This is a genomic window from Brevundimonas vesicularis, assembly GCF_014204545.1.
In the GTDB taxonomy this organism is placed as follows: Bacteria; Pseudomonadota; Alphaproteobacteria; order Caulobacterales; family Caulobacteraceae; genus Brevundimonas; species Brevundimonas vesicularis_B.
Genome location: NZ_JACHLJ010000001.1, coordinates 1,422,276 through 1,434,084, shown reverse-complemented (window position 1 = coordinate 1,434,084; position 11,809 = coordinate 1,422,276). Strand labels below are relative to the sequence as shown.

The 11,809-nt window shown below is 66.9% G+C and carries 11 protein-coding genes; 9 read left to right on the top strand and 2 right to left on the bottom strand.

Going from position 1 to position 11,809, the window contains the following annotated elements:
- Positions 1-199: 199 nt before the first annotated feature.
- Positions 200-1,015: a hypothetical protein gene (locus tag HNP47_RS07255; RefSeq protein ID WP_184278905.1), complete on the top strand. Its 816-nt coding sequence runs from the start codon at positions 200-202 to the stop codon at positions 1,013-1,015.
- Between the two features lie 666 nt (positions 1,016-1,681).
- Positions 1,682-4,552, top strand: coding sequence for a PAS domain S-box protein (locus HNP47_RS07250; protein WP_221414937.1), 2,871 nt, complete (start codon positions 1,682-1,684; stop codon positions 4,550-4,552).
- Here the strand turns inward: HNP47_RS07250 and HNP47_RS07245 are convergent.
- On the bottom strand, positions 4,549-5,517 hold the full coding sequence (locus HNP47_RS07245; protein ID WP_184278904.1) for an alpha/beta hydrolase: 969 nt from the start codon (positions 5,515-5,517) through the stop codon (positions 4,549-4,551). The genes HNP47_RS07250 and HNP47_RS07245 overlap by 4 nt on opposite strands.
- A 92-nt stretch (positions 5,518-5,609) precedes the next feature.
- Here HNP47_RS07245 and HNP47_RS07240 point away from each other — a divergent pair, with 92 nt between their 5' ends.
- Positions 5,610-5,777, top strand: coding sequence for a hypothetical protein (locus HNP47_RS07240; RefSeq protein ID WP_184278903.1), 168 nt, complete (start codon positions 5,610-5,612; stop codon positions 5,775-5,777).
- A 48-nt stretch (positions 5,778-5,825) separates the two neighbouring features.
- On the opposite strand, the gene HNP47_RS07235 is transcribed toward HNP47_RS07240, so the two are convergent.
- Positions 5,826-7,643 (bottom strand): ABC-F family ATP-binding cassette domain-containing protein, encoded by a 1,818-nt coding sequence (locus tag HNP47_RS07235; RefSeq protein ID WP_184278902.1) that lies wholly within the window; start codon positions 7,641-7,643, stop codon positions 5,826-5,828.
- A gap of 174 nt (positions 7,644-7,817) precedes the next feature.
- On the opposite strand from HNP47_RS07235, the gene HNP47_RS07230 reads away from it, so the two are divergent.
- The 6 genes from HNP47_RS07230 to HNP47_RS07205 all read left to right on the top strand — a co-directional run bounded on the left by HNP47_RS07230 (position 7,818) and on the right by HNP47_RS07205 (position 11,806).
- Positions 7,818-8,156 (top strand): multidrug efflux SMR transporter, encoded by a 339-nt coding sequence (locus HNP47_RS07230; RefSeq protein WP_055803632.1) that lies wholly within the window; start codon positions 7,818-7,820, stop codon positions 8,154-8,156.
- Between the two features lie 40 nt (positions 8,157-8,196).
- Positions 8,197-8,658, top strand: a complete 462-nt coding sequence (locus HNP47_RS07225) for a YcgN family cysteine cluster protein (protein WP_184278901.1) — start codon at positions 8,197-8,199, stop codon at positions 8,656-8,658.
- 116 nt (positions 8,659-8,774) lie between these two features.
- Complete coding sequence (locus HNP47_RS07220) at positions 8,775-9,218, top strand: hypothetical protein (protein ID WP_184278900.1); 444 nt, start codon at positions 8,775-8,777, stop codon at positions 9,216-9,218.
- The gene (locus HNP47_RS07215) at positions 9,187-10,359 is read left to right on the top strand and encodes a terminase large subunit domain-containing protein (protein WP_311770042.1); all 1,173 of its coding nucleotides are present in this window, start codon (positions 9,187-9,189) and stop codon (positions 10,357-10,359) included. The genes HNP47_RS07220 and HNP47_RS07215 overlap by 32 nt, the downstream gene beginning before the upstream one ends.
- Before the next feature lie 32 nt (positions 10,360-10,391).
- Positions 10,392-10,679, top strand: coding sequence for a hypothetical protein (locus HNP47_RS07210; protein WP_184278899.1), 288 nt, complete (start codon positions 10,392-10,394; stop codon positions 10,677-10,679).
- Positions 10,679-11,806: an SGNH/GDSL hydrolase family protein gene (locus tag HNP47_RS07205; protein ID WP_184278898.1), complete on the top strand. Its 1,128-nt coding sequence runs from the start codon at positions 10,679-10,681 to the stop codon at positions 11,804-11,806. The genes HNP47_RS07210 and HNP47_RS07205 overlap by 1 nt, the downstream gene beginning before the upstream one ends.
- The last annotated feature ends 3 nt before the right edge of the window (positions 11,807-11,809 follow it).

Here is an 11,809-nt window from a genome sequence, read left to right as displayed (position 1 = left end):
GGGATGGCGGCGTTGGAAAGGCGGGGCGTCAGTCGGCCGCGTTAGCACCACGCATATTGTTCGACCGGCTTAAGGCCAATAAAAAAAGGCGCTCCAAAGAGCGCCCTTAATAAGGTGCATCGGGGGTCCGTTAACCGCTAGCGGCGCAGCCGACCTGATCCCGATGTTTCACCGAAAAATATAGTGCTAAGCGTTGCCGATGTCAAAGGGGTTGTCGGATCAAGAAATCGCGTTGGTCGCGTCTTGGCTGTCGTCGGAGCGCTTGGCCACATTTGTAAAGATAAGCGGCACCGAACGTGACGCATTCGAACTGCATCAACAAATGATGGCGGTCGCGGGAGCATTGATGCCTGTGATCGGGCTGATCGAAATCGCTTTGCGCAACTCGATTTGCGATCGCCTGCGTCAGCATTTCGACATGCCGGACTGGTTGAACCATCCTCCAGCACCATTTGCTTGGCGGGGCGAAGAACTGCAAAGCCTGAACCGCGCAATCCGGCAAGGACAGAGGGCTGAGTACGCGAAGCTGAACAATGCAGAAAAGCGCGCACTCGACGAGGTGGCTTTCCCGATGGGAATACCAGCGGGCATCAGTCACGAAGACCGCTCGAAGGCTAGGCAGAAAGCCATTCGGGTCACCCAAGGGCAGCAGATCGCCCAACTGACCATTTTGTTCTGGAAGCGGCTTTTTTCAAATGATTATGAAGCGACATTGTGGGCGCGATCTCTCAAGCGGCTTTTTCCGAACAAGACGTTGACGAGAGGCCAGATCGCGGCAGAACTGGAGCATGTCTACCAAGCGCGAAATCGGATTGCGCATCACGAACCACTGTATGGTCGGCGTCTGGAGAACGCCCTGCTCGCCATCGATTTTTTAGCTCAGAATTTTGAGACTAAAACGCCAGGGCCGGATGCTGTTCTGGCTAAAGCTACAGGCGCGGAGCGTGAACGTCTTCAGACGGAGGCGAATAAGCTCAAGGCGATGCTTGAGCGCTTCGACGTATCTGCGGTCTGAGGTAAGCCCAATTGAGCGAGGGGACGAAGCGTTCGGGCGGACCCGTCAGCTTCGTCCCCTCGCCAAGTCCGGGTTGGACTTGGCCGTTCGGGTCTGGACCTTGGCGTCAGCGTCGTTTCGGGCGAACCCGAAAGGGCGGTCGGCTGTATCCTGTCGCACTCCTGGTCTTCGGCGTCCCACGGCATTGCGTCCGCGTCGTCCGTCGATCCCGATCCGGTTCTCCTGTCAGTGGTCGATCCGAAGACCGTCGAGGACTGGAGCCTGGATCCCGCCTGTCGCACGTTACGATCCGAAGATCGCCCGAAGCGCCGGGTCGGAGAGCCGGGCCGGTTCGCTGGAGGTCCAGGTCTCCCTGGATTCCCGCTGCCCCGTGTCCCTTGGCCTGTTGACGTTCGGACGAAACCGGCTATGAGGCAAGCGCCCGAACTCGCCCCGATGTGCACGATTGGCCCGGCGGCGGTGGACAAGCCTGTGAACATCGGTGGACGGATCAAATTCGCGATTGCGGATCAGCGTTTTGTCTTGTCCACAGAAACGCGGCGATAGAGCCTTATGTCCGGCGTCGGACACATTGCGCTGCAACCGGGCGGCGCGCTTTGGGTTCTGTGATCAACGGACAAAAGTCCTTGGGGGAATTCGTTGTCCAGCATCGGGTCTGACCACGCCTTGTCTATCGGTATCAATCGCAGCCAGTTGGCCCAGATGTTCGCCCATGCGCCGGGGTTCATGGCGCTGGTCACGGGGCCGGACCATCGGTTCGAGCTGACCAATCCGAACTACCAGAAGGTGATCGGGCACCGCGAGGTGATCGGGCGCACAGTTGGCGAAGTGCTGACCGATGCGGTGGCGCAGGGGTATCTGGACCTGCTGGACCAGGTTTATCGCACCGGCGAGGCGCACCGGGCCGACAGCGCCCTGTACGCCGTTCAGGCCGAGCCGGGCGGCGAGGTGGTGGACCGTTACGTCGATTTCGTCTTCCAGCCGCTGAAGGAAGACGGTCGGGTCTGGGGCGTTTTCATCCAGGGGATGGATGTGTCGGATCGCCACCGGGCGGACCAGGCGCTGGCGCTGAGCGAAGCGCGATACGGCGCCCTGTTCGCGGCGATGGCGACGGGGTTCTGCGTCATCGAGATGGAGTTCGACGCGGCGGATCGGCCGGTCGACTACAAGATCGTCGAGGGCAACAAGGCCTTTGAGGAGATGACCGGCCTGGTCGACCCCTACGGCAAATGGGTCAGCGAGATCGCGCCGGGGCTGGAGCAGCGCTGGTTCGATCTCTACGGCGGCGTGGCGCGCACGGGTGAGCCGATGCGCTTCGAGAATCCGGCCGACATCTTCGGTCGCTGGTATGACGTGCAGGCGCTGCGGATCGGTCAGCCTGGCGCCTGGCAGGTCGCCATCCTGCTCAACGATATCACCGAACGCAAACAGGGCGAGGCGCGTCAGAACGCGCTGCTGGAGCTGAACGACGCGATCCGCGACCTGACCGACGCCAGCGATATCGCCCAGGCCTCGGCCCAGGTTCTGGCCCGTACAATGGGCGTCAGCCGGGCCGGATACGGCACGATCGACACGGTCGCCGAGACCATCACCATCGCGCGCGACTTCAACCAGCCGGGGGTGAGCAGCATCGCCGGCGTCCTGTCGTTCCGCGACTACGGGTCATACATCGAGGACATCAAGCGCGGCGAGACGGTGGCGATTGACGACGTCGCCCGCGATCCCCGCACAGCGGATACGGCCGAGGCCCTGAAGGCCATCAGCGCCGGGTCGTTCGTCAACATGCCGCTGATGGAGCAGGGGCGTGTGGTGGCGATGGTGTTCGTCAACAACGCCACGCCGCGCCATTACAGCGACAGCGACCTGCGCCTGATGCGCGAGGTGGCCGAGCGGGTACGCACGGCGACTGAGCGTGCCCGAAGCGAGGCGGCGCTGCGCGACAACGAGGCCCAGTTCCGGGTCTTCGCCCAGGCCACGCCTAGCCAACTTTGGGCCAGCTGGGGGGATGGGTCGCTGTATTGGTTCAACCCCCAGGTCTATGCCTACTCCGGTCTTGCAGAAGGCGAGTTGGACGGCACGACTGGGTGGGGCAAGGTCGTTCACCCGGACGACCTGGCCGCGGCGGCCGAGCGATGGGTCCAGGCCCTGGCCAGCGGTCAGGTCTACGAGAACGAGTTCCGCATGCGGCGCCACGACGGCGTCTATCGCACCTTCATGGTTCGGGCCGAGCCCGTCCACGACGATGAGGGGCGGATCGTGCGCTGGGTCGGGTCCAACACCGACATCGAGGACCTGCGCCGCCAGTCGGCCGAACTGGCGCGGTTCAACGAGACCCTGGAAGAACAGGTCGCCGAGCGCACCAGCGCCCTGATGCAGGCCGAGGAGGCGCTGCGCCAGAGCCAGAAAATGGAGGCGGTCGGGCAGCTGACCGGCGGCATCGCCCACGACTTCAACAACCTGTTGGCCGGCATCAGCGGCAGCCTGGAACTGATCACCAACCGGATCGCGCAGGGGCGTCATGCCGAGGTGGAGCGGTTCACGGTGGCGGCGCAGGGGGCGGCGAAACGCGCAGCGGCCCTCACGCACCGGCTGCTGGCCTTCTCGCGGCGTCAGACCCTGGATCCCAAGCCGACCGATCCCAACCGCCTGATCCGCGGGATGGAGGATCTGGTGCGGCGCACGACAGGGCCGGGCATCGAGGTTGAGGTGGTCGCCGGCGCTGGCCTGTGGCCCGTGCTGATCGACGCGCACCAGCTGGAAAACGCAGTGCTGAACCTGTGCATCAATGCGCGCGACGCCATGCCGAGCGGCGGGCGTCTGACCATCGAGACCGGCAACCGCTGGATCGATGCGCGCACGGCCAAGGCCCAGGACCTGGAGCCCGGCCAATATGTCTCCATCTGCGTCAGCGACACCGGCACGGGCATGGCGCCCGAGGTGGCGGCGCGCGCGTTCGAGCCCTTCTTCACCACCAAGCCGCTGGGCGAGGGGACGGGCCTGGGCCTGTCGATGATCTATGGCTTCGTGCGCCAGTCGGGCGGGCAGGTGCGGATCTATTCCGAGGCGGGCGAGGGGGCGATGGTGTGCCTGTATCTGCCACGCCACTTCGGCGAGGTGGACGACGCTGATCTGATCCCCGAGGTCGAACAGGCCCCGCGCGCCCAGGCCGGCGAGACGGTCATGGTCGTGGACGACGAGCCGACGGTGCGGATGCTGGTCGCCGAAATCCTGCATGAGCTGGGCTATCAGTGCATCGAGGCGTCCGACGGAGTGGCGGGGCTGAAGCTGCTGCAATCGGGGGCGCGGATCGACCTGTTGGTCACTGATGTGGGTCTGCCGGGCGGGATGAACGGACGTCAGATGGCGGATGCGGCGCGGATCGATCGGCCGGACCTGAAGGTGCTTTTCATCACCGGCTATGCCGAGAATGCGGTGGTCGGCAACGGGCACCTGGATCCCGGCATGCACGTCATGACCAAGCCCTTCGCCATGGAAGCGCTGGGCAGTCGGATCCGCGAACTGATCGAGGCGAGCTAGAGCCGGGCGTTCAGCCAGGTGCGGATCGCCTTGCGGGCGCCGCGCGCAGCGGGGCCGCCGAAATGCAGGAAGCCGTGCGGGGTCTCAGGCACGCGGATCAGGTCGGCGTCAGACGCCTCGCCCCAACGGGTGGCCATCAACAGGCTGTCCTCGAACAGAGGATCCTGTTCGCCGGCGAGGAACAGGGCGGGCGGCAGGCCGGTCAGGTCGGCATACAGGGGCGAGACGTCGGGCTGGCGCAAGGCCGCCTCGTCGCGGTCGGGCGCCAGGCGCGCCAGATCGGCCTGCATCGTCGGGCCGTTGAACAGCAGGGTTTCTGGCCCCGCAGAGCGCACGCTTTCGGTGCCTGACAGGTCGAAGACGCCGTAGGTGAAGACGCAGCCCTTCACCAAATCAATCAGCCCCTGGTCGCGCAGGGCGACGGCCGTCAGGGCGGCCAAATGCCCGCCGGCGGATTCGCCCGCCAGAAACAGGGTCAAGGCGCCCAGTCGATCGACGTTCGTGACCGTCCAATAGGCGGCGGCCAGACAGTCGGCGATGGCGGCGTCGATATAGATCTGACGCCGCTCGGATAGCAGGCGATAGTCCACCGAGACGACGCAGAAGCCGTGGTGCGCCAGATGGGCGTTCAGCCGGTCGTTCAGCCCGGCGCTGCCCAGCACCCAGCCGCCGCCGTGGATATCCAGAATGACGGCGCGGGGCGTGCCCGTCGGATGCAGGATGCGCAAAGGAACGGGGTGATCGCCGTCCGTCTGGACGATCTCGACCGTCACGCCGCGCTTTTTGAGACGCGGCGTGGTGACGCGTCCGGCGGCGGCGTCCAGCCACAGCGACAGCCGTTGGCCCGCATCGATCCGCCAGCCATCGGTGCGCAGACGCGGCGCGCGGGCGAGGACGGCGTTGATCCGCCGCACCGCCGCCTGCTGGGGCGGGGCGAACTCGACGAGGTGGCTGCGCAGGGTCATGAAGCTTGAGTGTGCGGCGGCGGGTTTGGTTTCAAATCGGGGCCTTCGGCCCAGCCTCGTCAGCCACGACAAAGACGGTTATCGTGCGCCCCATGAAACGGCTCACCCCCTTCGGCGTCCTGTTGATCTTTGGCCTGATCGGGCTTTTGACGGGCAAGTTCGGCCTGTGGTTCGCGTTCGGCCTGGTCGCCTGCATCGCCGTCAGCGTGATGCAGAACCGGGGCGCGGCGAAGACGCCGCCCGGGGATCCAGACAGCTAGGGTTAGGACCTCAAGCCGTCCTCGCCAGGGTGACGAGCCGTACGGTCCCTACCCCGCCAGGGCCGCCTTCTTCTCTTCAAGCTCCAGCCATTCCAGTTCGGCGGATTCCAGCTCGGCGCGGGCTTTTTCGGCGGCCTTCATGGCGGCGTCGAAGGCCTTGGAATCGCGGGCGTAGAGACCGGGGTCGGCCAGGGTCGCGTCGTGCCTGGCGATGGTCGCGGGCAACGCATCGATCAGGGCTTCCAGCTCCTTCAGGCGGTGGGCGTCCTTGAAGGAGAGTTTGGCGGTCTTCTTGGGGGCGACGGCGGGCGGGGGCGCCGCAGCGGCGCGCTGGGCGGCGGCCTTGTCCTGGGGGCGGGGGTTCGAGCCGGGCTGAAGGAAGCCGGGGTTCTGGCGGATGAAGTCGGTCCAGCCGCCGGGGGTCTCGACGATGTCGCCGCGCCCGTTCAACGCCAGGGTCGAGGTGGACAGCCGGTCGATGAAATCGCGGTCGTGGGAGACCAGGATCAGGGTGCCGTCATAGCCCTCCAGCAGCTCTTCCAGCTTGTCCAACGTGTCCATGTCCAGGTCGTTGGTCGGTTCGTCGAGGATCAGCATATTGGCGGGCTTCGCCAACGCCCTGGCCAGCAGCAGGCGGTTGCGCTCGCCGCCCGACAGGGTCGAGATCGGCTGGCGCAACTGGGCCTCGGAGAACAGGAAGTCCTTGGCGTAGGCGGCGACGTGTTTGGACACGCCGCGCACCAGAATGCTGTCGCCGCCGCCCGGCGTCAGGGCGTCCCACAGGGTCATGTCCGACTTCAGCCCCTCGCGCGACTGGTCCAGATAGACCGGCTCCAGGTTTGCGCCCATGCGCACCGTGCCCTCGTCGGGCGCCAGTTCGCCCAGCAGGGTCTTGACCAGGGTGGTCTTGCCCGCGCCATTGGGACCGACGATGCCCAGACGGTCGCCGCGGATGATGCGCGTGGTCAGGTCCTTGAACAGGGTGCGGCCGTTGAAGCCCTTTGAGACGTGCTTGATCTCGGCGACCAGCTTGCCCGAGGTCGAACCGGAATCGACGCCGAGATACAGTTCGCGCGGCACGTCCTTCATCTTCTCGGCGCGTTCGGCGCGCAGCGCTTGAAGCGAGCGGGCGCGGCCCTCGTTGCGGCTGCGGCGGGCGGTGATGGAGGAGTAGAAGGTCGCGGTCTCGCGCTCGATGGTCTTGGTCAGGCGGCGCAGGGATTCGGCCTCTTCCTCCAGCACCTTGGAGGACCATTCGTCGAACTCGACGAAGCCCTTGTTCAGGGTGCGGACCCGGCGGCCTTCCAGCCAGTGGACGGTGTTGGTGACGCGGTTCAGGAAGGCGCGATCGTGGCTGACGACCAGCAGGGCGAACCGGGCCTGGATCAGCTCGTTCTCCAGCAGTTCGATCGCCAGGATGTCGAGGTGGTTGGTCGGCTCGTCCAGCAGCAGCAGGTCGGGTTCTTCGGCGAAGGCCTTGGCCAGGGCGGCGCGGCGGGTTTCGCCGCCCGACAACCCTTGGGTGGACTTCGCCGGGTTCAGGCCGAAGGTCTCCAGCCAGCTTTCGGCCGTCCAGGTCTCGGCCTCGCCCGACGACGCGTAGTCCAGCAGGGTTTCGCCGGTGATGACCGGCTCCTGCGGCACATAGGCGAAGCGGACGGCGGACTGGATGGAGCGGTCGCCGCTGTCCGGCTCGATCAGGCCCATGACGACCTTCATCAGGGTGGATTTGCCCGCGCCGTTGCGTCCCACCAGGGCGGCGCGGCTGCGCGGTTCGACCGCGAGGTCGACGCCGTCGAAGAGGGGGCGCTGGCCGTCCTGAAGGCGGACGTCCTTGAGTGCGACGAGAGGGGGTCTGGCTGCCATGTGACTTTCGATCCTCTCGGGCGACGCCTGAGAGGGAAACCGCGCACAGCGCGGCGGAGGGGGCGGAAACGGGTGTGATCTAAGGGGTTCAGGCCCATTTCGCCACTGGAAAGGCGTTACGAGCCGCAGGCTGTGGGTTTGCGGCCGAGCGTCGGGCCGGGCTATGGGCCTGTCATGAGCATGATCACCTGGGCCGCGCTGCTGGGCGCCATCGCGCTGGAGGTGGCGGGCACGACCATGCTGCAGGCCTCGCAGCAGTTCACGCGGGCCTGGCCCACGGCGGGGATGGCGGTCTGCTACGGCCTGGCCTTCTATCTGCTGTCGATCGCCTTGCGGCAGATGCCGGTGGGGATCGCCTATGCGATCTGGAGCGGGTTGGGGGTGGTGCTCATCTCGGTGATCGGAACGGTGGTGTTCCGCCAGCGGCTGGACCTGCCGGCGATGGTTGGGCTGGCGATGATCGTCGGCGGAGTGGTGGTGATAAACCTGTTCTCCAAGACGGTCGGGCATTGAGGCTGTGACAAGCGACGGCGCGGCGCGTATGAGGCGCGCCATGCAGCCCTACTGGGAAACCAAGACCCTGGCCGAGATGTCGCCTTCCGAGTGGGAGGGGCTGTGCGACGGGTGCGGGCTGTGCTGCGTGATCCGGTTCGAGGATGAGGATACGGGCGAGGTCATTCCGACGCGGGTGCATTGCAAGCTGTTAGACCCGAAGGCCTGCGCCTGTTCGGACTATGCGAACCGCAAGGCCCAGGTGTCGGACTGCATCAAGCTGACGCCCGGCAATATCGAGGCGTTGGAGTGGATGCCCAAGTCGTGCGCCTATCGCCGGCTGCATGAGGGGCGGCCGCTGGCGAAATGGCATCATCTGATCTCGGGCAGTCGCGAGACGGTGCATACGGCGGGCGTGTCGGTGCGGGGCCAGACGATTTCGGAGCTGTCGCTGGCCGAGCCGGAGGATGCGCTGGATTTCGAGGCGCGGGAATGGACGGTCGAACGGGGCCGGGAGCGATAGGGTAGCACCCCCTAGCCAGCGCAATGACGCTGGTTGAAAGGCTGCGAAAACAAGCCATTGGCGAATTATGTGGGCGTTCTTCCGGCCTGAGTACGCTGGTCCGCTATGGTTTGGGCATGACGGGAAATCAGGAAGACGGAGAGGGCGGCTGCGGCGGCGCGCGCGAGACGGCTGCGTCCTGCGCAGGGTGGATGGAGCCCCTGTTCCTGATGATGAAGGCCAAGATCGAGGAGACGGCCAAGAGCGTCTGTGAGACGGACGTCAAGGACGCCGCCGTCGCCGAAAAGGTCGCACGCCAGATCGGGGTGATCTCGCGGTCGGCCAAGGCGGTCGAGGCGATGCGGCTGCTGTGCCTGAGCGACAACGAAGAGGACGAGATGGGTGGACGAACCTACGACCCCGCCGAGGACGAGCGAATCCGACAGGAACTGGTCGTCGAGCACGAGCGGCTTGATCGGATTCTGGAAGAGAAGAACGCTGAGGCAGCTGAAAGGGCGCGAGCTAAGGCTGCATCGCAGCCATTGTCGGGTGGCGAAGCATCAGTGTTCGCCAACGGATGACGACCTGAAGACCTGGCTGCTGCTGGGCGGCCGGGGATCGGGAAAGACGTTCGCCGGGTCCGTCTGGATCGACAAGATGGCGCGAAAGCTGCCCGGCATCACCCTGGCCCTGGTCGGCCCCGCCCTGCACGACGTGCGCGAGGTGATGGTGGAGGGGGCGTCGGGCATCAAGGCGCTGGCGGAGCCGGGCGATCGGCCGCGCTGGGAGGCGGGGCGGCGTCGGCTGGTGTGGGGCAATCAGTCGGCGGCCTATGCGTTTTCGGCCGAGGATCCCGACAGTCTGAGGGGGCCGCAGTTTCACGCGGCCTGGGCAGACGAATTCTGCGCCTGGCGACGGCCGGAGATGGTGCTGTCGAACCTGAGGTTCGGACTGCGGCTGGGGGCCTCGCCGCTGCTGGCGGTGACCACGACGCCCCGGCCGATCCCGGCGCTGAGGCGGTTGATGGCCGAGGCCGGAACGGTGACGGAACGGGCGGCGACGGCGCTGAACGCGCAGAACCTGTCGCCCGGCTTTCTGGCGCATCTGAACGACGTCTATGGCGGGACGCGGCTGGCGGCCCAGGAGCTGGAAGGCGTGGTGGTCGAGGGCGAGGGCGCCCTGTTCCACATCGCGGACCTGAAACGGGCCAGGGGCGCGCGGCCGGTCGAACTGGACCGGATCGTCGTGGCGGTCGATCCGCCCGCGACCGCGACCGGAGACGCCTGCGGCATCGTTGTGGTGGGACGAAAGGATCGCCAGGCCTTCGTGCTGGCGGACCGGACGGTGCAGGGGCGCTCGCCGCAGAGCTGGGGCGGGGCGGTCAGCGCGGCCGCACACGAATTCGGCGCGCATGAGGTAGTCGCCGAGAGCAATCAGGGCGGCGACATGGTGCGCTCGGTCCTGGCCATCAGCGCCTGTCCTTGCCGGATCGAGATGGTCCACGCTTCGCGGTCCAAGGCGGCGCGGGCCGAGCCGGTGGCCCTGCTCTATGAACAGGGGCGCGTGGTTCACTGCGACGCCTTCCCGGCGCTGGAGGAAGAGATGCTGGCGCTGGGCAGCGAGGGCGGACCCAGCCCGGATCGGGCCGACGCCCTGGTGTGGGCGATCACGCGGCTGATGCTGGGGCCGCAGTCGGCGGGACCGCGATTGCGGGGGCTTTAGAGCCTCAAGATTTCAACGACAGGAGAGACGATATGCCGGCCATTCCCGAGCGGGACGGATTGTTGAACCATGGGCGCGATGCGGGCGGGCCGGCGAGGCGCGCGGCGGCGGTCACGCCCAGCGATACGGTCGATCTGACGGCCTACGCCAAGGCGCTGTATGTCGGCGGGGCGGGCAATGTCCGTGTGCTGACGGTGGGCGCCGAGGATGGCGACGCCGTGACCTTCGCCAACCATCCGGTGGGATGGTTGCCGGTGCAGGTGCGCCGGGTGCTGGCGACCGGGACGACGGCGACGCAGATCGTGGCGGCCTTCGACTGATGTCGGGTCTCGAGATCGGAGCGGCGACGGCGGCGCCGGGCGGGGTGCTGGGGAGGTCGCGGTTCGCCGTGCCCGATCTGCCCGTCTGGTCGGCGGCGGTCAGGACGATGCAGGCGGGCGGGCGCGAGGCGCGGCTGCTGTGCATCGGCGACAGCGTGACCCAAGGCTATGGCGCGGTCTCCGGCGGCTGGACGCCGAACGGTCGGGCGAGCGCCTGGCCCCAGCGGCTGGCGGCTATGATGAGCGGGCGGGGCCTGCCGGCCTCGGCGGCGTCGGTCGCGGGCGCCGGGGCGGCTGATGGGGCCGGCGGAGGCTATTCCGCCTATGATCCACGCGTGACCCTGGGCGCCGGGTGGGGCGTCAACGCCCTGACCGGGATGGGCGGCAAGCTGTTCTCGGGCGCGGCCTCATCGACGGGCGTTTGGAGCTTTCAGCCGGACCGGCCAGTGGATCGGTTCGATCTGTGGGCCGTAACGAACACGGCGCTGGGGGTGCTGACGGTCGAGACCGACGGCGTGGTGCGGGCGACGGTGAACACCACCAAGGCGGCGTCGATGGAGGTCACGACCGTAGCCTTTCCCGAGACGACCGGGCCGGTGAGCGTGCGCTGGTCCTCGGGCGGTGCGGTGTTCATCGCGGGCGGGGCCGCGTGGCGGTCAGATGTGAAGCGGGCGCGGGTGATCAACGCCGGGTGGGGCGGGGCTCGGATCGCGGACTGGATCACGACGGACCAGCCGTATCGGGCCTATGGGTCGATCCCGGCGGCGGCGGCTGATCTGTCGGTCGTGTGTCTGACGATCAACGACTGGAATGCGGGGACGGCGGTCGCGACCTACAAGGCCGGGCTGGGGACGCTGGTGGATCGGTGCCTGACGACGGGGGACGTGCTGCTGATGACCGGATGTCCGTCGGACCCGGCCCAGGGCAAGGCGAGCTATGCCGCGCAAGCCGCGTTGCGGGACGCGGTGTTCGAGGTGGCGGCGACGCGAGGGCTGGCGGCGCCCATCGACGGGACGGCACTGTTCGGCGGCAGCTTCGCCGGCGGGCTGATGTTCGATTCCGTCCATCCCAATGCGGCGGGACAGGCGAGGATCGCCGAGGCGGTGCGGGCGCGGGTGATGATCTGAGGT

Coding starts and splice junctions, on each gene's coding strand:
- HNP47_RS07255 (WP_184278905.1), top strand. CDS start 200: ATGTCAAAGGGGTTGTCGGATCAAGAAATCGCGTTGGTCGCGTCTTGG.
- HNP47_RS07245 (WP_184278904.1), bottom strand. CDS start 5,517: ATGACCCTGCGCAGCCACCTCGTCGAGTTCGCCCCGCCCCAGCAGGCG.
- HNP47_RS07240 (WP_184278903.1), top strand. CDS start 5,610: ATGAAACGGCTCACCCCCTTCGGCGTCCTGTTGATCTTTGGCCTGATC.
- HNP47_RS07235 (WP_184278902.1), bottom strand. CDS start 7,643: ATGGCAGCCAGACCCCCTCTCGTCGCACTCAAGGACGTCCGCCTTCAG.
- HNP47_RS07230 (WP_055803632.1), top strand. CDS start 7,818: ATGAGCATGATCACCTGGGCCGCGCTGCTGGGCGCCATCGCGCTGGAG.
- HNP47_RS07225 (WP_184278901.1), top strand. CDS start 8,197: ATGCAGCCCTACTGGGAAACCAAGACCCTGGCCGAGATGTCGCCTTCC.
- HNP47_RS07220 (WP_184278900.1), top strand. CDS start 8,775: ATGACGGGAAATCAGGAAGACGGAGAGGGCGGCTGCGGCGGCGCGCGC.
- HNP47_RS07210 (WP_184278899.1), top strand. CDS start 10,392: ATGCCGGCCATTCCCGAGCGGGACGGATTGTTGAACCATGGGCGCGAT.
- HNP47_RS07205 (WP_184278898.1), top strand. CDS start 10,679: ATGTCGGGTCTCGAGATCGGAGCGGCGACGGCGGCGCCGGGCGGGGTG.